Here is an 18,633-nt window from a genome sequence, read left to right on the forward strand (position 1 = left end):
GTCCCCAACGGATTGATGGTTTACGAGGCCAATGTCGCGGTGAGCATCCGGTGGATGGGCGTGCGAGCCGGACTGGAACGTCGGCGATGCCGTTGGCAAGTGGCTGCTTAGCAGCGCGAGCCGGCAACGGATCGACCGGGCCGGCTTCCCGTTGATCTCGGCGGTCGGAATGATCAGGCCGGCGAATGTTTCGCGAGTGCCGCCGCGATCCTCTCCAATGCGGCGTTCCTCCGCCGCATTTCAACGAGTTCCTGTTCGCCAATTTCGACCGCCGCCCCGGGCCGCCCCCGCGCGGACGCGCTCCTTCGGAGATTAGGCCAGACCCCGACCACCACACACATCATAAAAATAGTAAGCATAAGGGTCCATGGGAGCACCTGACTATAGTCGGCGATCGAGCGGCCGAGGTCACCCTTGGATAGGTACGCAACGGCGCGACGGCCATAGGGGTCCCTATCTTGCGGATCGAGCGCGATTGTCTGACTGTAGTCTGCGATCGCGCGGTCAAAGTCCTTCTTGATCTGGTAGGCGTACCCGCGGTTGAGGTAGGCGTCCCTATATCTCGGAAAGAGCGCGATCGCCTGACTACAGTCGCCGATGACGCGATCGACGTCCCCCTTGTCCCTGTACGCGAGGGCGCGGTTGTAGTAGGCGATAGCAGATTTCGGATTAAGCGCGATCACCTGATCGTAATCGGCAATGGCGCGATCGGGATCGCCTTTGGCCAGGTACGCGTTTCCTCGGTTGACGAGTGTAACCTTGTTGTTCGCATCGAGCCGAATACTCTCGCTAAAGTCCGCGATGGCATGGTCGTAGTCACCCTTGGCTTGGTAGGCGTTGCCGCGCGCCTGGTATCCGACCGCCTTTCCATGGTCCGACAGACCGCTTTCGAACGCCTGGTTGGCGTCCACTATCGCGCTGTCGTAGTCGTGTCGTTCATTGTAGATATTCGCCCGGTTGAGCAGTGAGCTAACGGCCTTCGGGTCCACCCGGATCGCCTCGGTGTAATCCTCGAAGGCGCGGTCGACGCGATCAGCGGCGCTTGTCCATGACCAAGTGTAGCCACGGTGATGATACAGGTCGGATAGGTCCCGGCCCTCATACTCGCCGCTTTCGATCGCGCGTGTGCAGGGGGCGATGGCCGCAGCAGCGGTTTCTCTCGAGGTCTTCAAACACTCCTGTCGATCATCGGCTGCGGCCGGCTGGCTGACAGCGGCAACTGCTGCGAATACCAGAGCAACCGTCCAGACATGCGCGGAAATCCCCGAGCGCATACCCTTCCTCCCGCGATCCACCACTGTTCGAGCTAACCCGGCGACCGCTTTTCCAACGCCTCCGCGACCCTCTCCAAGACGACGTTCGTGCGCCGCATTTCGGCGACCTGTTGCTCGGAAATCTCAATCAGCAACCGCCCGCGCCTTGCGCCGCCGCGGAGATACAGCAGATACCCCGCGAAAAACACCACAACGAGAATAAACGGGGTCCATGAGACCAAAATTGTAAACCAATCAGGCTTCATCCACGGACCTCCGTCGCAAATTGATTATCGCCCGATCCTGAACTGCGAACATCTTGTGCAATTTTACAGGTAGAATATCGGCAAATCTTGCAGCCTTACGTTGCGAGAGTCAACGCGGCGTCATCGATCTGGAGGTCGCTATTCGGGTTGAGGGGCGCGGTCTCTCGACAGACGCGAACCCTTGGAGACGACCCCTTACCCGGATGTCCCGTTGACGCGCGACATCCGGCCTCTCCCACAAGGGGAAAGGCAAAGCCGAGCAAGCTGCCAAGATAGAGCTGAGCGCTCCGAACCGCCTTACGTCGACGACACTGCGCCCCTGATCGTGTCCGCCGGCTGCGTTTCCCCCGTCAGCCGCGCGCGCTCGGTGTTCGGCCACAGCAGCAACAGCCCGAGCAGGCCGGATCCCGCCATGATCGCGGCGTTGATGGTGAAGCCGGACATGTAGCCCGCCATCGGCGTGGCCGCGTGCTGGATCACACTGCCCATCACCGTCGGCGCCAGGATACCCGAGATCGTGTACAGCGCGCCGTAGATCGCGATGATCGCGCCGCGCTGCGACACCGGCGTGAACTCGCCGAGCATCGGCGGGCACACCACATAGATCGAGCCGCACAGGCCGGAGCCGATCACCAGCAACGCGATCATCAGCCCGCCCGGCGGCGCGTAGGGCAACGTCGCGAGAATGGCGCCCCCGATGATCAGCGGCACCGAGCCGAGCACGCCGCGCGCGCCGCGGGTGGTGAAACCGCGCGCCAGCATCAACTGCGAGATCCAGCCGGTCAGGATCACGATCGTCGCGCCGAAGATCCAGGGCAGGATCGAGACGAAGCCGGCCTGCTGCTGCGAGAAGCCGAGCCCCTCGATGATGAATGAGGTGAACCAGGTGAGACCGAGCGACAGCGCCCAATAGGCGCCGAAGGTCGCAATCACACAGCCGATGAAGGTGCGCGACGTCAGCAGCTTCCAGTAGGGAATCCGCGGCTCGTCGGCGACGACAGCGGTCGTCGACACAAGTGGCCCTTCCTTGCCGAGCGCGAACCAGGCGACGGTCCAGAGCAGGCCGACGATGCCGAGCGCGCCAAAGGCATGATGCCAGCTGTGATTGACGATGATCCAGTTCAGCGCGGGCACCGCAAGGATCACGCCGAAGGCCGAGCCCTGCGACAGGACCGCGGTCGGTAGCGTGCGCTTCTCGTCCGGAAACCACTTGTAGATCGCGTGCGCGGCGACCGAGAAGGCCGGCCCCTCGCCGGCGCCGAGGATGATGCGGCAGATCGTGAGCGTCGTGAGGCTGACGGTGCCGATCATCGGAAATTGCGCCAGCGACCAGATCACCGCCAGGACCAGCAGCACCCAACGCGTATCAACGCGGTTGACGATGAACCCGACCACGATCGCCGAGATCGAGAACAGATAGAAGAAGGCCGAGCCAAGATCGCCGAACTGCTCCGGGGTGAGGCCCATCTCCTTCCTGATCGGCACGCCGGCCAGCCCGACCACGATCTTGTCCGCAAAGTTCACCACCATGAACAGGAAAAGGAGGAAGGTGATGGTCCAGGCGCCCTTGGGCGTCGACATCCCCTTGGGCGTCGGTTGCGTCGTCATGTCTGGCTCCCCGTCGTTTCGTTTTTTTGGCTTCGTAAAATCGGCCCCAATTGGCGATGCTAGCCACGCCTCGCCGCGCAACGCAACACCGCATTTCCTCGGGGCCCGACAACCAAGAGCGCCTCTGGCGGCCGATCACGATCGCGTCGTCGCCGCCGTTGAAGCGGTGAACTGTCATGTCTCCCCTGCTATGTTCGGGCCAACGAAAAGCCAAGGTTATCGAACGCATGGGTTATTTCATGAACAGATCGATCCTACGCGCGGCCGGCTGTATGGCATTGGTGTCCGCCACGCTGCTCGCCATGCCCGCTGTCCGCGCCGAAGATGCCACCAGTCCCGACTACGCCGCGATCGTCGCCGCACCCGATCGCAGCGATGCGGATCGCCAGGTCGATCAGCGCCGCCAGCCGGCCAAGATGCTCGCCTTTGCCGGCGTCAAGCCCGGCATGACCATCCTCGACATGGCAGCGAGTGCCGGCTACAGCACCGAACTCTTGGCGCGCACCGTCGCCCCCTCGGGCAAGGTCTACGCGCAGGATTCGGCGACCGTGCTCGAGCGCTTCGTCAAGGACAAGTTCGACACCCGCGCGAAGTCGCCCGCGATGAAGAACGTGATCCACGTGGTGCGCGACTATGACGACCCGATCCCGCCCGAGGTCAAGGACCTCGACATGATCACCTTCTTCTTTTTCTATCACGACATCAGCTATCTGCCGGTCGATCGCGCCGCGATGAACAAGAAGATGTTCGCCGCACTGAAGCCGGGCGGCTTCCTCGTCATCGCGGACCACTCGGCCAAGCCGGGCGACGGCACCAATGTTGCCAAGACACTGCACCGGATCGAGGAGAGCACCTTGAAGCAGGAGATCGAGGCGGCCGGCTTCAAGCTGGTGGCCGAGGGCGATTTCCTGCATCATGCGGAGGACCCGAAGGACATTCCCGTCTTCAAGGCCCCGGTGCCGATCGACGAGTTCGTCCTGAAATACCAGAAGCCGCAATGAGGCACCGCCATCGCTGCACCTGACCAGACCGCCGCGGTGCTTCGCGTCACCGGCCTGACCAAGAGTTACCGCTCTGCCGGGGAAGACGTCGCGGTGCTGCGCGGCGTCGATCTTGCCGTTGCAACCGGCGAGAGCGTCGCGCTGACGGGCGAATCCGGCAGCGGCAAGAGCACGCTGCTGCATCTGATCGCAGGGTTGGATGCCGCCGACGGCGGCGAGATCGCCCTCGCCGATATCAACGTCTCCGGGCTCAACGACGCGGGCCGCGCCGAATTGCGCCGCGACCGGCTCGGCCTCGTCTTCCAGCAGTTCAATTTGATCCCGAGTCTGTCCGTCGCGGACAATCTCGTCTTCCAGTCGCGCATCGCCGGCCGCCACGATGCCGCCTGGCATGACGAACTGGTCGAGCGTCTCGGCTTGAAAAACCTGCTCAGGCGCTATCCCGAGCAGTTGTCCGGCGGCCAGCAGCAGCGCGTCGCGATCGGCCGCGCGCTGGCGCCGAAGCCGCTGTTGCTGCTCGCCGACGAGCCGACCGGCAATCTCGACGAGGACACCGCCGACGAGGTGCTGCATCTCGCGCGCGATCTGGTTGTTCGCACCGGCTGCGGCTTCCTGATGGTCACCCACAGCGCGCGGCTCGCTGCGACGCTCGACCGCCAGGTCAACCTGCATGCTGGAGTCATTGCGTGAGGCGCCCACTGTGGATCCTCGCCGTGCTGCTCAGCCACTGGCGGCGGCATCCGATGCAGCTCGCGACGCTGCTGATCGGGCTGATCTCGGCGACCGCGCTGTGGAGCGGCGTGCAGGCGCTGAACCAGCAGGCCCGCATCGCCTATGACCGCGCCGCCGCGACCTTCGGCGGCTCACGCACCGCCATGCTGGTGAGCAAAGACAGCGCCACCTTTCCGCAACAGCTGTTCGTCGATCTGCGCCGCGCCGGCTGGCCGGTGTCGCCGATGCTGGAGGGCCGCGTCCAGATCGACGGCCGCAGCTTCCGCCTGCTCGGCGTCGAGCCGGTGACGCTGCCCTCCGAGGTCGGCAATGCGCCGGCGGTCGGGCGCGGCAGCCTGCAAGCTTTCGTCACGCCGCCCGGCGAAATGCTGGTGGCGGGCGAGACGCTGCGCGATCTCGGCCTCAAGGAAGGCGACCGACCGCAAGCCAACGGCACGAGCCTGCCGCCGCTGCGCGTGCAGGCGGAGCTCGCGCCCGGCGCGCTGGTGGTCGATATCGGCATCGCGCAGGACATTTTGAAAATGCCCGGCCAGGTGTCGCGCCTCTTGGTCGGAAAATCTAAGGCGCCGCATGCCACGCTCGAAAGCGTGGCGGGTGACAAGCTGCGTCTGGTCGAGCCGAGCGCGGAGAGCGATCTCGAACGCCTCACCGACAGTTTCCATCTCAACCTCACCGCGTTCGGCCTGCTGTCGTTCTTCGTCGGCCTGTTCATCGTCAACTCCGCGATCGGCCTCGCCTTCGAGCAGCGGCTGCCGATGCTGCGGACGCTGCGCGCCTGCGGCGTCTCGGCGCGGATGCTCAACACGGTGCTTGTCGTCGAGCTGGTGTCGCTGGCGCTGGTCGCCGGCCTGATCGGCCTGGTCTGCGGTTACTTCATCGCGGCAGCCTTGCTGCCCGATGTCGCGGCGTCGCTGCGCGGGCTCTATGGCGCGCAGATTCCCGGACAGCTTTCACTGAAGCCCGTCTGGTGGTTTGCCGGCATCGCCATCAGCATTCTCGGCGCGCTGGCCGCCGCGGCCGCCAGCCTTGCCAAGGCGATCCGGATGCCGGTGCTGGCAACGGCGCAGCCGCAGGCCTGGCAGCAGGCGCAGCGGCGCTGGCTGATCTTCCAGAGTGCGGCCGCGCTCGCGGTGTTCGCGGTCGCAGCAGTGCTCATCCAGTTCGGCGATTCCCTGATCGCGGGCTTTGCCGTGCTGGCCGCATTGATGCTCGGCGCGGCATTGATCCTGCCGATGGTGCTGCAGATCGCGCTCGCGTTCGGCCAGCGCAGCGCGCGAGCACCGGTCGGCATCTGGTTCTGGGCCGACAGCCGCCAGCAATTGTCCGGCCTGTCGCTGGCGCTGATGGCGCTGCTGCTCGCGCTCGCGGTCAATGTCGGCGTCGGCACCATGGTGGAGAGCTTCAGCCGCACCTTCCTGGTCTGGCTCGACGGCCGCCTCGCCGCCGACGTCTATGTCAGCGCCGCCAGCGATCAGCAGGCCAAGCAGATCAAGGCCTGGCTGCGCGACCGGCCGGAGGTTGAGGCGATCCTGCCCGGCGGCCGCGCCGACACCCAGCTCGGCGGCGCGCCGATCGAGGTGCTCGGCCTGCCCGACCACGCCACCTATCGCGACAACTGGCCGTTGCTGGAAAGCACGGCGAATGCCTGGGTCAGGCTGCGGCCGGGCGACGCGTGCCTGATCAGCGAGCAGCTGTCGCGGCGGGTGAAGCTTGCGATCGGCGATCACATCGAGGTGCCCGCGCCGGGCGGCAACTGGCCGCTCGAGATCGTCGGCATCTATGCCGACTACGGCAACCCCAAGGGCCAGATCGCGGTCAACTTCGCCGCGCTGACACGCCACTTCCCGCAGACGCCGCTGACCCGGATCGGGCTCCGCGTCGCGCCGGACAAGATCGCACCGCTGATCGCGGCGTTGCAAGCGACGTTCGGCCTCGACGACCGCAACGTCGCCGACCAGGCGACGATGAAGCGGGAATCGAAGCGCGTGTTCAACCGCACCTTCTCGGTGACCGCGGCGCTCAACGCCTTCACGCTCGGCGTCGCCGGCATCGCGCTGTTGACCAGCCTGCTGACGCTGGCCAATTCGCGGCTGCCGCAACTGGCGCCGCTATGGGCGATCGGCCTGACGCGGCGGCGGCTCGCGGCGCTCGAACTCTTGAAGACCATGGCGGTGGCGCTGATCACGGCGCTGTTCGCGCTGCCGCTCGGCCTGCTGGTGGCGTGGTGCCTGCTTGCGATCGTCAATGTCAAGGCGTTCGGCTGGCGGCTGCCGTTCCACGTCTTCCCGCTGCAATTGATCGAGCTGCTCGCGGTGGCGATGGCCGCAGCGCTCTGTGCCGCGGCGCTGCCGGTTGCTAGACTGGCCCGCATGCAGCCGGCCACCCTGATCCGGACCTTCGTCAATGAGCGCTAGCGGCACCATCACGCGGCGCGCCTTTGCCGGTGGCACATTGGCGCTCGCGCTGGGTGGCAAGACGTTCGCGCAGGGCTTTGCCGGGCTCGGCGAGAATGCCGAAGGCTTTGCCGCCGTCACGCCGGGCAAGCCGTTCGTCTTCCCGATCGATCACGGCCCACATCCGGAGTTCCGGATCGAATGGTGGTACGTCACCGCGAATTTGTCGGATGCCGGCGGCGCGGCCTATGGCGCGCAATGGACGCTGTTCCGCCAGGCCATGAAGCCGGGCGGGCCCAGCGAAGGCTGGGCCAATCAGCAGGTGTGGATGGGCCACACCGCCGTCACCAGCGCGACCACGCATCGCTTCAGCGAGACGTTTGCGCGCGGCGGCGTCGGGCAGGCCGGTGTCGAGGCCACGCCGTTCCGGGCCTGGATCGACGCCTGGGAGATGCAGGGACTGAACGACTTCGATGCGCAACGCGTCGCGCCGCTCGAGTTGAAGGCCTCGGCCGCCGACTTCTCGACTGCGCTCCGGCTCGACGCCGATCGCGCGCTGGTGCTGCAGGGCGACCATGGCTACAGCCGCAAGTCGGATCGCGGACAGGCCTCCTATTACTACAGCCAGCCGTTCTACAAGGCGTCCGGCCGCGTCGTCATCGACGACAGGCCGGTCGACGTCACCGGCGTCGCCTGGATGGATCGCGAATGGAGCAGCCAGCCCTTGGCGGCGGATCAGACCGGCTGGGACTGGTTCTCGCTGCACCTGCCCGGCGACGAGAAGCTGATGCTGTACCGGCTGCGCCAGAAGGATGGCCGCGAAAACCTGTTCGGCAACTGGATCACGCCGGATGGCCGCTCGGCCGAGATCGCCGCCAGCGGCAACAGCATCACGCCGACGGCGATCACCGACATCGACGGCCGCAAGCTGCCGACCTCGTGGCGCGTCGCGCTGCCTGCGCGCGGCCTGGCGATCGAGACCGCGCCGCTCAATCCGAAGGCCTGGATGGGAACCAGTTTCCCCTATTGGGAAGGCCCGATCCGATTCACGGGCAGCCACGCCGGAATCGGCTATCTTGAGATGACGGGATACTAGGACGTCGACGGAAGATCGGCGCCGCCAAAATAGCCCTGCCTGTCACACCGCGCGGCGCCGCCGCGTCATGACATCGGGGGCCAGCAGAACAAGAGGACACGCCTGCCATGTACCACTACACGGCCATCGTCACCTGCCTTGCCGTTGCGTTCTACTTCTTCACCTCGACGCAGGTCGCGCGCGCCCGCGTCGCCTATGGCGTCAAGCTGCCGGCGATTTCAGGCAATCCGGATTTCGAGCGGATCTTCCGCATCCAGATGAACACGCTGGAATGGATGCCGATCTTCCTGCCGTCGCTCTGGCTGTTCGCGATCTATGTCGGCGATGCCGCGGCGGCGGCGATCGGCGCGATCTGGGTGATCGGCCGCATCGTCTACTTCATCGGCTATCGCGAGGCGGTAGCGAAACGCAGCCCCGGCTTCGCCATCCAGGCGGTAGCCTCGATCGTCCTCTGGGTCGGCGCGATCGGCGGCGCGGTGTGGCGGCTGGCGCATTGAAGGCGCGATCGCGCCACAACCACCGCCGTCGTCCTGGCGAAAGCCAGGACCATAACCACAGGGCCAAGTTTTGCGATGGCTGGGGCTCCGGCCTTTCGCAACAACCGAGTGCGGTGGTTATGGGTCCCTGCACCAGTGCGCAATTGCGCACAAGGCAGGGACGACACCTGTGTTGTTCCACGAGCTGCGTGATACGTCAGCTCCGGGTCACTTGGTCAGCGGGCAGCCGCTTTCCTTGGCGGTGAAGAATGCCTTGTCGCCGGGCACCACGGCGATCTGCTTGTAATAGTCCCAGGGCTTCTTCGATTCCGAAGGCTTCTTGACCTCGAACAAATAGAGATCGTGCACCATGCGGCCGTTCGCGAGCACCTTGCCCTTGGCGAAGGCGTCATCGACCGGGAGCTCCTTCAGCTTGGCGGCGACCGCATCGCTGTCCTTGGTGCCGGCGGCCTTGACCGCCTTGAGGTAGCTCAGCGTCGCCGAATAGGTGCCGGCATGGATCATGCTCGGCATCCGGCTGGTGCGCTTGAAGAAGCGCTCGGAGAAGGCGCGCGAGGCATCGTCGTGATCCCAGTAGAAGCCCTCGGTGAGCACGAGGCCCTGCGCCGCCTCGAGCCCGAGACCGTGCACCTCCGACAGCGTCATCAGCAGGCCGGCAAGCTTCTGGCCGCCGCGCACGATACCGAACTCGGCCGCCTGCTTGATCGAGTTGGTGGTGTCGAGGCCGGCATTGGCGAGCCCGATGATCTTCGCCTTCGAGCTCTGCGCCTGCAGCAGGAAGGACGAGAAGTCCGACGAGTTGAGCGGCACGCGGACCGAGCCGACCACCTTGCCGCCCTTCGACGCGACGATGTCGCTGGTGTCCTTTTCCAGCGCGTAGCCGAAGGCGTAGTCGGCGGTCAGGAAGAACCAGGTGTTGCCGCCCGCTTCCGTCAGCGCGCCGCCGGTCCCAACCGCGAGCGCGCGGGTGTCATAGGCCCAATGGAAGCTGTACGGCGTACAGGCGTCGCCCGAGATGCGCGAGGTCGCCGCGCCGACCACGATGTCGATCTTCTTCTTTTCCTTCGACAGCTCCTGCACCGCGAGCGCGACCGATGAGGTGGTGAGCTCGGTGATCATGTCGACGTTCTCGACCTCGTACCAGCGCCGCGCGATCGCGGTCGCAAGATCCGGCTTGTTCTGATGGTCGGCGGTCACGATCTCGATCTTCTGGCCGAGCACCTCGCCGCCGAAATCCTCGACCGCCATGCGCGCCGCTTCGAGCGAATACTTTCCGCCGTAATCGGCGTAGACGCCGGACTGGTCGTTCAGGATGCCGATCTTGACGCCCTGCGCCATCGCCGGCGCCGCCAGCATCAGGCTGCACGCCGCGACCGCAGCCAAAAATCCCGATTTCATTGTTATGCTCTCCCAGCAGTTTCTATCAGGAAAAATCCGCGCGACATTATTTTATAACCTAGCTGCTGCCCATCGATTTCCACCTCGTTCCGATCAGCCAAAAGTATGGGCCGACGTCGACGCGCGCTCGCAGTTTCCCCGTCACCCTGAGGAGCGCGGAACGCGCGTCTCGGCTGGTGGCCGTGCATCCTTCGAGAACGCCTGCTCCGCAGGCTCCTCAGGATGACGGGGAAGTACTTGCTGCTGCGGAATGCGGGATCGCGCACTACCCCGCCACAGCCGCCGGCTCCTTCGGCTTGCCCTCATTCTTTCCTTCCGCGAGGTTGCGCACCACCATGTAGAAGATCGGGGTGAAGACGAGGCCGAACAGGGTGACGCCGAGCATGCCGAAGAACACGGCAACACCGACCGCCTGACGCATTTCCGAGCCCGAGCCGGTCGACAGCACCAGCGGCAGCACGCCGAGGATGAAGGCGAACGACGTCATCAGGATCGGCCGCAGGCGGAGCCGGCAGGCCTCGATCACCGCCTCCAGCCGCGGCCTGCCCTCGAGCTCGATGTCGCGCGCGAACTCGACGATCAGGATCGCGTTCTTGGCGGCGAGGCCGACCAGCACCACGAAGCCGATCTGGGTCAGGATGTTGACGTCCTGGCCCATCAGGCGCACGCCGATCGTGGCGGCGAACAGGCACATCGGCACGATCAGGATCACCGCGAACGGCAGTGTCCAGCTGCCATATTGCGCGGCCAGCACCAGGTAGACGAACAGCACGCAGATCGGGAACACGTAGAGGCCCGCACTGGCGCCATTGACTTGCTGGTAGGACAGGTCGGTCCATTCGAACGAGAAGCCGCTGGGCAAGGTTTCTTCGGCGAGCTTCTTGATGGTGTTGAGCGCGGTTCCCGAGCTCGTACCGGGCGACGGCTCGCCCTGCAGCTCCGATGCCGAATAGAGATTGTAGCGCGCGACGCGATCCGGCCCCGAGACGTCGCGGAAATCGACCACGCTGCCCAGCATCACCATATCGCCCGCCGCATTGCGCGTGCGCAGCCTTGCGAGATCGGTGCTTTCCTTCCGGAACGGCAGATCGGCCTGCGCGGTGACGTGATAGGTGCGTCCGAACAGGTTGAAGTCGTTGACGTAGGTCGAGCCGAAATAGGTCTGGATGGTGTCGTTGATGCTGGCGATCGGCACGCCGAGCTTCTGCGCCTTGACCCGATCGATGTCGACGAACAGCTGCGGTGTGTTCGCCGTGAACGGCGAGAACACCGAGGTGAGCGACGGCGATTTGCGCGCGGCCGCAACCAGTTCATCGGTCGCGGACGCCAGCAGCTCTGGCCCACGTCCCTGCCGATCCTGGACGCGGATGGTGAAGCCGCCACCGGTGCCGATGCCGGGCACGGCTGGCGGCGGAATCACGATGATGAAGGCGCCCTGGATCACCGACAAACGCTTACGCAACTCGGCCGTGATCGCAGTTGCCGTCAGCCCCTTCTTCAGGCGCGCCTCCGGCTCGTCGAACACCGGGAACAGCGCCGCGGCGTTACCTTGCTGCGTGCGCGTCGCACCGGAGAAGCCGGCGAAGGCCGCGACGCGGACGATGCCCGGCGTGTCCAGCGCGATCCGCTCGATCTCGCGCACCACAGCCGTGGTCCGCGCCAGCGACGCGGCGCCCGGCAGCTGCGCCGAGATGATGACGTAGCCGCGATCCTGCGCCGGGATGAAGCCCTGCGAAGTGGTCGCAAGCAGCCAGCCGGCGCTGCCGATCAGCACGAGATAGATCGCGAGCATCACCACCGTATGCCGGATCACGAAGTCGGCCACGGCCGCATAGCCGTGGGCCAGCCGGTCGAACACGCGGTTGAACAGCGCGGTGAAACTGTCCCAGCCGCGGGCGATGATGTTCCAGCGCGCCGGCGGCCGCTTCTCCTCGTGCGGCACCAGGATCTGCGAGGCCAGCGCCGGTGACAGCGTCAGCGAGCAGAAGCAGGAGATCGCGGTCGCGACCGCAATCGTCACGGCGAATTGCTGGAAGAACTGCCCGGAGATGCCGCCGAGGAACGCGGTCGGCACGAACACCGCGCACAGCACCAGCGCGATCGAGACCAGCGCGCCGCCGACCTCCTCCATGGTCTTGAGCGCGGCCTCGCGCCGGCTCATGCCGTGCTCGAGATGCCGCTCGACATTCTCGACCACCACGATGGCGTCGTCGACCACAATTCCGACTGCGAGAACCAAGCCGAACAGCGTCAGATTGTTGATCGAGAAGCCGAGTGCGGCCATCACCGCGAAGGTGCCGACCAGCGACACTGGAATGGCGATAATCGGGATGATCGCCGGCCGCCACCCCTGCAGGAACACCAGCACCACGATGACGACGAGCGCCATCGCTTCGTAGATCGTCTTGACCAGCTCGTGGACCGATTGGGCGATGAATTCGGTCGGGTTGTAACCGATGTTGTAGTCGAGCCCCTTCGGGAAACTCGCCTTGAGCCGCACCATCGTGTCGGAGATGTTCTTGGCAGTCGCCAGCGCATTCGATCCGGGCCGTTGCGTCACCAGCATGCCGACGGCGGATTTGCGCAGCAGGAAGCTGTTGGTGGTGTAGGACAGCGCACCGAGCTCGACGCGGGCGACGTCGCGCAGGCGCACAGTGCGGCCGTCGGATCCGCCCTTCACCACGATGTCCTCGAACTGCCTGATGTCCTTGAGGCGGCCGGTGAAGACGAGGTTCGGCTGGAAAGCCCGGTCGGCGATCGGCGGCTCGGCGATCTGGCCGCCCGCGATCTGCAGGTTTTGCGAGCGGATCGCCGCCAGCACTTCGGCGGACGTCAGGCCGAGATTGGCGATCCTGTCGGGGTCGAGCCACAGCCGCATCGAATAGTCGCGCGCGCCGAAGATCTGGATGTCGCCGACGCCGTCGAGCCGCAGCAACTGGTCGCGGACCTGCAGCAGCGCGTAGTTGGAGATGTAGAGCTGATCGAAACTGTCGTCGGGCGACAGCATGAACACGACCATCAGGATGTCGGGCGAGTTCTTGCGGGTGGTCACACCGTTGCGCTGCACCTCTTCGGGCAGCCGCGGCTGTGCGATCGCGACGCGGTTCTGCACCAATACCTGGGCCTTGTCGAGATCGGTGCCGAGCTTGAAGGTCGCGGTGATGGTGAGCTGGCCGTTCGAGGTCGCCTGGCTGTAGAGATACAGCATGTCCTCGACGCCATTGATCTCCTGCTCGATCGGAGCTGCGACGGTGTCGGACACGGTCTGCGCCGACGCGCCCGGATACTGCGTGGTGACGACGACGGTCGGCGGCACCACTTGCGGATATTCCGAGACCGGCAGCGTCGGATAAGCGATCGCGCCGACAATCAGAAGCACGATCGACAGCACCATCGCGAGGATGGGCTGGTTGATGGAGAGCCTGCCGAGATTCATGGCTTCGCACCTGCCGGGGGCTTGGCACCTGCCGCGGGCTTGTCGCCGGCCGGCGCCTTGGTGTCGGCCGGAGCCGCCTGCGCCATCTTCGGCGTCACCTTGGCGCCGACGCGGGCGCGTTGCAGCCCGTCGACGATCACATGGTCCTCCGGCTTGAGGCCCTCGCGGATCACGCGCAGGCCCTCATCGAGCGGACCGAGCTCGACGGTCCGCGCTTCCACCGTGTTGTCGTCCTTGACCACGAACACGATCTTGCGCGACTGGTCGGTGGCGATGGCGGTGTCCGGGATCAACAGCGCCTCGTAGGGCGCGGAGCCGATCAGGCGGACGCGGCCGAACTGGCCGGGCAGGATCGAAAGATCCTTGTTCGGGATCACCGCGCGGCTGCGTAGCGTTGCGGTCGAGACGTCGAGGCGGTTGTCGAGGAAGTCCATCTTGCCCTCATGCGAGGGCTTGGTCTCGCCGGTCAGCGACACCTGCACCGGGTTCGCGGTGTCGCGCGAGCTCGGCCGCCTGCCTTCGAACCACAGCTTGCTGTTGCGCTGATAGGTCGCCTCGTCGACGTCGAAATAGATGTAGATCGGGTCGAGCGACACGATCGAGGTCAGCAGCGTCGCGCCGCCCTCGCTGCCCTGCACCAGGTTGCCCGGGGTCACCAGATGCCGGCTGACGCGGCCGGTGATCGGCGCCAGCACATGGGTGAATTCGACGTTGAGCTGCGCGGCCTTCAGCGTACCCTCGGCCTGCGTTTCGGCAGCACGCGCCGCCTGCAGGGCCTGGCGGCGCTGGTCGACGACCTGCTCCGAGACCGCGCTGGTCTGCACCAGGTTCAGCCCGCGCTCGAGATCGCGCTTGGCAAGCTCGCCCTTGGCCCGCGCGTCGGCGAGCTGGCCTTCGGCCTGCAGCACCACCGCCTCGAACGGCCGCGGGTCGATGATGTAAAGCAGATCGCCGGCATGGACGATCGCACCATCCTTGAACTCGACACTGTTGACGAAGCCGCCAACGCGGGCGCGGACCTGAACCTCCTCGATCGCCTCGAACCGGCCGGTGAATTCGTCCCAATCGGTGACGGTGCGCTTGACCGGCTGCGCGACGGTCACGGGCGGCGCCGGCGGCGCGGCCTGCGATTGCGCGCTCTTGCTGTCGCAGCCACCGAGCGTCAGCGCGGCCAGCAGGCCAAGCGGCGCGAGGCCGCGCCAAAGGCCGAGCGATGCATGGCGGCGAAGCGAATGAGGCCCGACGCCGGTCACCGGAGCCGGATGCTCCGCTCTGTCAATCGAACTCAATTCACTCTCCCCCAAAAGACCACGAAGCACGCCGACCAAAGCAGGGCTACGAAAGTCGCAATTGAATTTGCGGTGATTCAACGCTGATGGACCACCGCGATGCCGCGGCAGCGGACGTCACAGATGTAGCCGCACCCCAGTCTGTTCAAGATGGCCGCCGGATCAAGCAAATAGTTGCGAAGTCTGAAAGCCTTACGACACGCTCGCGAAACCGTGACGACGAAAAGGGGCAGATTCGCTGGCCTATCCGAGGCGCGAGGTCACAGACGAATCGTCCGGAATCAATCACAACGCGAATCCGCTTCACAGATTAGTCACACCGCTCCCGATTCGACTTTCGGCGCGGAAACCTCCGCTCCACAGCCGGCAAGACCGTCCGGGTTCCCGCACTCTACCTCCCGCTGCACGGCAGAAATCATCGTTAACGGCGCGGTTGTCATCCGTGCGCACATTGACACTCGGAAATATCGCCAATACGGTCATGGTTGCCAAAGCATGAATATTCTTGGCCGCCGCATATTTCTCGAACATTCATTGTGTTTTGTCGCGGCGTGAGTGTGTGAAGGCGACTACGTAAAATGGCAAGCGCATTTGATCTTGCTGATGTCACGGCTCCGCGGACATCGCGGTTTTCCCATGTTGCAGGCGACTCGGTGCCAACCCCGGTCGCGGGCGGTCAACTTCAACGTGTGAACGGCTTCACACGTCATCGTCCCCAACAATTGTAATTATTGATCGGCTTCCACGCCGATCGCTGGAGTGCTCATGACGACCATACCTGCCTATACAATCGGTGGTTTAACCCGCCCCGAACTTCACCTCGATCCGAGCGGCAATATCGTTCTGGATCCGGCCGCGCAGGCATTCGCAAATGCGTATGGTCTGCAATATCTCTACCTCGGGTGCCCTCCCGGTACGCCGTGGCCGCCGGTCTCGGGCTTCCTGGCACCGCCGACCGATACAAATTCCGGCGCCAACACGGTCGTTGAAGGCGCAACGCTCAACACCTCGGTCGGCGTCACTGCGCATAGCGACAGCCTGATCGGCCTTCCCGTCACCTATACGCTGACATCAGATTCTTCCCATGGCGGCTTCAAGGTCGACCCCAACACCGGCGTGGTAACGGTCGCCGATCCCACCAAGGTCGATTTCGAGAGCTCCGGCGGCAGCTATGTCGTCAATGTGCAGGCCACCGACGGCGTCTTCGTCTCCTCGCAGAGCTTCGTGATCGCGGTCAGCAACGCACCGCCATCGACACCGACCGACAGCAACGCCACCGCCAATGCCGTCAACGAAGGCGCCGCCGTCAATACCCTGGTCGGCATCACCGCATCGTCGGCCGACGTCAACGGCCCCGGCGTCACCTTTTCGCTGACGGCCGATTCCTCCAATGGCGGCTTCAAGATCGATCCCAACACCGGCGTCGTCACCGTCGCCGATCCCACTAAGATCGACTTCGAGACCGCGCCGGGTCACGCCTACACCATCACCGTGCAGGCCAGCGACGGCCATGGCGGCATCAGCTCGCAGAGCTTCACGATCAACGTCAACGATGTCCCGGTCTCGACGCCGGTCGACATCAATTCCGCCGCCAACAGCGTCGTCGAAGGCGCCGCCGCCAACACGCTGGTCGGCATCACCGCCTCCGCGGTCGATCCGAACGGTCCGGCAACCACCTACTCGCTGACCGGCGACACCTCCGGCGGCGGCTTCAAGATCGATCCCAATACCGGTGTCGTCACCGTCGCCGACCCGACCAAGCTCGACTACGAGAGCGCGCCCGGCCACGCCTATACCATCACCGTGCACGCGACGGCCGGCGCGACCTCGTCGACGCAGACCTTCACCATCGGCGTCACCGATGCGCCGCCGTCGGCACCGACCGACACCGACGTCACGGCCAACTCGGTCGCCGAAGGCGCGGCCGTCGGCACCGCGACCGGCATCACCGCGCATTCGACTGACATCAACGGCGGCGCCGTGACCTATTCGCTGGTCGGCGACGCCCACGGCTTCACCATCGATGCCGCGACCGGCGTCGTCACCGTCGCCGATCCCACCAAGATCGATTTCGAAACCGCGCCCGGTCACGCCTACACCATCACCGCGCAAGCCAGCGACGGTACGCTGACCAGCACGCAGAGTTTCACCATCAATGTCACCGACGTCGCGCCATCGACCCCGGTCGACAGCAACGCCGCTGCCAACACCGTCGTCGAGGGTGCCGCTGTCGGCACCACGGTCGGCGTCACCGCGTCGTCGACCGATGTCAACGGTCCGGCCGTGACCTATTCGCTGACCGGCGATACCTCCGGCGGCGGCTTCAAGATCGATCCCAACACCGGCGTCGTCACCGTCGCCGATCCGACCAAGCTCGACTTTGAGGCCAGCGCCCCAGGCCATTCCTACACGGTGACCGCACAGGCCAGCGACGGCACGCTGACGAGCTCGCAGACCTTCACCATCGCGGTCACCGATGCGCCGCCGTCGGCACCGGTCGATACCGATGCCACTGTCAACGCGGTTGCCGAAGGCGCCGCCGCCGGCACCACGGTCGGCGTCACCGCGTCCTCGACCGACGTCAACGGTCCGCCGGTGACCTATGCGCTGATCGGCGACACTTCCGGCGGCGGCTTCACCATCAATGCCACGACCGGCGTCATCACCGTCGCCGATCCGACCAAGATCGATTTTGAGACCAGCGGCGCCGGCCATTCCTACACGGTGACGGCGCAGGCCAGCGACGGTACGCTCGCGACCTCGCAGACCTTCACCATCGCCGTCACCGACGTCGCGCCGTCGACCCCGGTCGACAGCGACGTCACCACCAACCACGTCGTCGAAGGCGCCGCTGCCGGCAGCACCGTCGGCATCACTGCGTCCGCGACCGATATCAACGGCCCGGCGGTGACCTATTCGCTGGTCGGCGACACCTCGGGCGGCGGCTTCACCATCAATGCCACGACCGGCGTCGTCACCGTCGCCGATCCCACCAAGATCGACTACGAGACCAGCGGCGCGACCCACAGCTACACCATCACCGCGCAGGCCAGTGACGGCACGCTGACGAGTTCGCAGACCTTTACCATCGACGTCGCCGACGTTGCGCCGTCGATCCCGGTCGACGGCGATGCCACTGCCAACCACGTCGCCGAAGGCTCGGCCGCGGGCACCACGGTCGGCGTCTCCGCATCGTCGATCGACGTCAACGGCCCGCCCGTCACCTATTCGCTGATCGGCGACACCTCGGGCGGCGGCTTCACCATCAACGCGGCAACGGGTGTCATCACCGTCGCCGATCCCACCAAGATCGACTACGAGAGCAGCGGCCCAACCCACTCCTACACGGTGACCGCGCAGGCCAGCGACGGCACGCTCGCGAGCGCGCAGACTTTCACGATCGCCGTCGACGACGCCGCGCCGTCGACCCCGGTCGACGCCGACGTCGCCGCCAATTCGATCGCCGAAGGCGCGGCCAACGGCTCGACCGTCGGCATCACCGCGTCGGCGACCGACGTCAACGGCCCGGCCGTGACCTATTCGCTGACCGGCGACACCTCCGGCGGCGGCTTCACCATCAACGCGACCACGGGCGTCATCACCGTCGCCGACCCCACCAAGATCGATTATCGATTACGAGACCAGCGGTTCCACCCACGCCTAC

Annotated in this window: 12 protein-coding genes; 6 read left to right on the forward strand and 6 right to left on the reverse strand. The window is 65.4% G+C overall.

Features of this window, described 5'->3' with window-relative positions; all coding sequences use genetic code 11:
- Nucleotides 1-173 precede the first annotated feature (173 nt).
- The 3 genes from AC628_RS05325 to AC628_RS05335 form a co-directional block, all read right to left on the reverse strand.
- Nucleotides 174-1,274: a tetratricopeptide repeat protein gene (locus AC628_RS05325; protein WP_074125688.1), complete on the reverse strand. Its 1,101-nt coding sequence runs from the start codon at nt 1,272-1,274 to the stop codon at nt 174-176.
- A gap of 32 nt (nt 1,275-1,306) precedes the next feature.
- A complete protein-coding gene (locus AC628_RS05330; RefSeq protein ID WP_074125689.1) occupies nt 1,307-1,519 on the reverse strand; it encodes a hypothetical protein in 213 nt (70 codons plus the stop codon).
- 297 nt (nt 1,520-1,816) lie between these two features.
- Nucleotides 1,817-3,127, reverse strand: coding sequence for an MFS transporter (locus tag AC628_RS05335; protein ID WP_074125690.1), 1,311 nt, complete (start codon nt 3,125-3,127; stop codon nt 1,817-1,819).
- Nucleotides 3,128-3,366: 239 nt separating this feature from the next.
- Here AC628_RS05335 and AC628_RS05340 point away from each other — a divergent pair, with 239 nt between their 5' ends.
- From AC628_RS05340 to AC628_RS05360, 5 genes are all read left to right on the forward strand, one after another.
- Nucleotides 3,367-4,128, forward strand: coding sequence for a class I SAM-dependent methyltransferase (locus AC628_RS05340; protein WP_074125703.1), 762 nt, complete (start codon nt 3,367-3,369; stop codon nt 4,126-4,128).
- 36 nt (nt 4,129-4,164) lie between these two features.
- Nucleotides 4,165-4,818, forward strand: a complete 654-nt coding sequence (locus AC628_RS05345) for an ABC transporter ATP-binding protein (RefSeq protein ID WP_074125691.1) — start codon at nt 4,165-4,167, stop codon at nt 4,816-4,818.
- The gene (locus AC628_RS05350; protein WP_074125692.1) at nt 4,815-7,274 is read left to right on the forward strand and encodes an ABC transporter permease; all 2,460 of its coding nucleotides are present in this window, start codon (nt 4,815-4,817) and stop codon (nt 7,272-7,274) included. The genes AC628_RS05345 and AC628_RS05350 overlap by 4 nt, the downstream gene beginning before the upstream one ends.
- Nucleotides 7,264-8,349: a lipocalin-like domain-containing protein gene (locus AC628_RS05355; RefSeq protein ID WP_074125693.1), complete on the forward strand. Its 1,086-nt coding sequence runs from the start codon at nt 7,264-7,266 to the stop codon at nt 8,347-8,349. Before AC628_RS05350 ends, AC628_RS05355 begins: the two co-directional genes overlap by 11 nt.
- A gap of 107 nt (nt 8,350-8,456) precedes the next feature.
- A complete protein-coding gene (locus AC628_RS05360; protein ID WP_074125694.1) occupies nt 8,457-8,846 on the forward strand; it encodes an MAPEG family protein in 390 nt (129 codons plus the stop codon).
- A 207-nt stretch (nt 8,847-9,053) separates the two neighbouring features.
- Here the strand turns inward: AC628_RS05360 and AC628_RS05365 are convergent, their stop codons facing one another.
- The 3 genes from AC628_RS05365 to AC628_RS05375 form a co-directional block, all read right to left on the reverse strand.
- Nucleotides 9,054-10,244, reverse strand: coding sequence for an ABC transporter substrate-binding protein (locus AC628_RS05365; RefSeq protein ID WP_074125695.1), 1,191 nt, complete (start codon nt 10,242-10,244; stop codon nt 9,054-9,056).
- Between the two features lie 265 nt (nt 10,245-10,509).
- Nucleotides 10,510-13,680: an efflux RND transporter permease subunit gene (locus AC628_RS05370; RefSeq protein WP_074125696.1), complete on the reverse strand. Its 3,171-nt coding sequence runs from the start codon at nt 13,678-13,680 to the stop codon at nt 10,510-10,512.
- Nucleotides 13,677-14,933, reverse strand: a complete 1,257-nt coding sequence (locus AC628_RS05375) for an efflux RND transporter periplasmic adaptor subunit (RefSeq protein ID WP_074125697.1) — start codon at nt 14,931-14,933, stop codon at nt 13,677-13,679. Before AC628_RS05375 ends, AC628_RS05370 begins: the two co-directional genes overlap by 4 nt.
- 801 nt (nt 14,934-15,734) lie before the next feature.
- Between AC628_RS05375 and AC628_RS05380 the strand changes: the two genes are divergently transcribed.
- Nucleotides 15,735-18,633 (forward strand): beta strand repeat-containing protein (locus AC628_RS05380; protein ID WP_143201447.1); only part of this gene is annotated, 2,899 nt, incomplete at its 3' end.

Origin of the sequence: Bradyrhizobium sp. NAS96.2, from assembly GCF_001908235.1 — a bacterium.
Taxonomy (GTDB): Bacteria; Pseudomonadota; Alphaproteobacteria; order Rhizobiales; family Xanthobacteraceae; genus Bradyrhizobium.

Bases quoted from the DNA above. Each gene is read 5' to 3' on its own strand.
- AC628_RS05325 (WP_074125688.1), bottom strand. From the start codon at position 1,274: ATGCGCTCGGGGATTTCCGCGCATGTCTGGACGGTTGCTCTGGTATTC.
- AC628_RS05330 (WP_074125689.1), bottom strand. From the start codon at position 1,519: ATGAAGCCTGATTGGTTTACAATTTTGGTCTCATGGACCCCGTTTATT.
- AC628_RS05335 (WP_074125690.1), bottom strand. From the start codon at position 3,127: ATGACGACGCAACCGACGCCCAAGGGGATGTCGACGCCCAAGGGCGCC.
- AC628_RS05340 (WP_074125703.1), top strand. From the start codon at position 3,367: ATGAACAGATCGATCCTACGCGCGGCCGGCTGTATGGCATTGGTGTCC.
- AC628_RS05355 (WP_074125693.1), top strand. From the start codon at position 7,264: ATGAGCGCTAGCGGCACCATCACGCGGCGCGCCTTTGCCGGTGGCACA.
- AC628_RS05360 (WP_074125694.1), top strand. From the start codon at position 8,457: ATGTACCACTACACGGCCATCGTCACCTGCCTTGCCGTTGCGTTCTAC.
- AC628_RS05365 (WP_074125695.1), bottom strand. From the start codon at position 10,244: ATGAAATCGGGATTTTTGGCTGCGGTCGCGGCGTGCAGCCTGATGCTG.
- AC628_RS05370 (WP_074125696.1), bottom strand. From the start codon at position 13,680: ATGAATCTCGGCAGGCTCTCCATCAACCAGCCCATCCTCGCGATGGTG.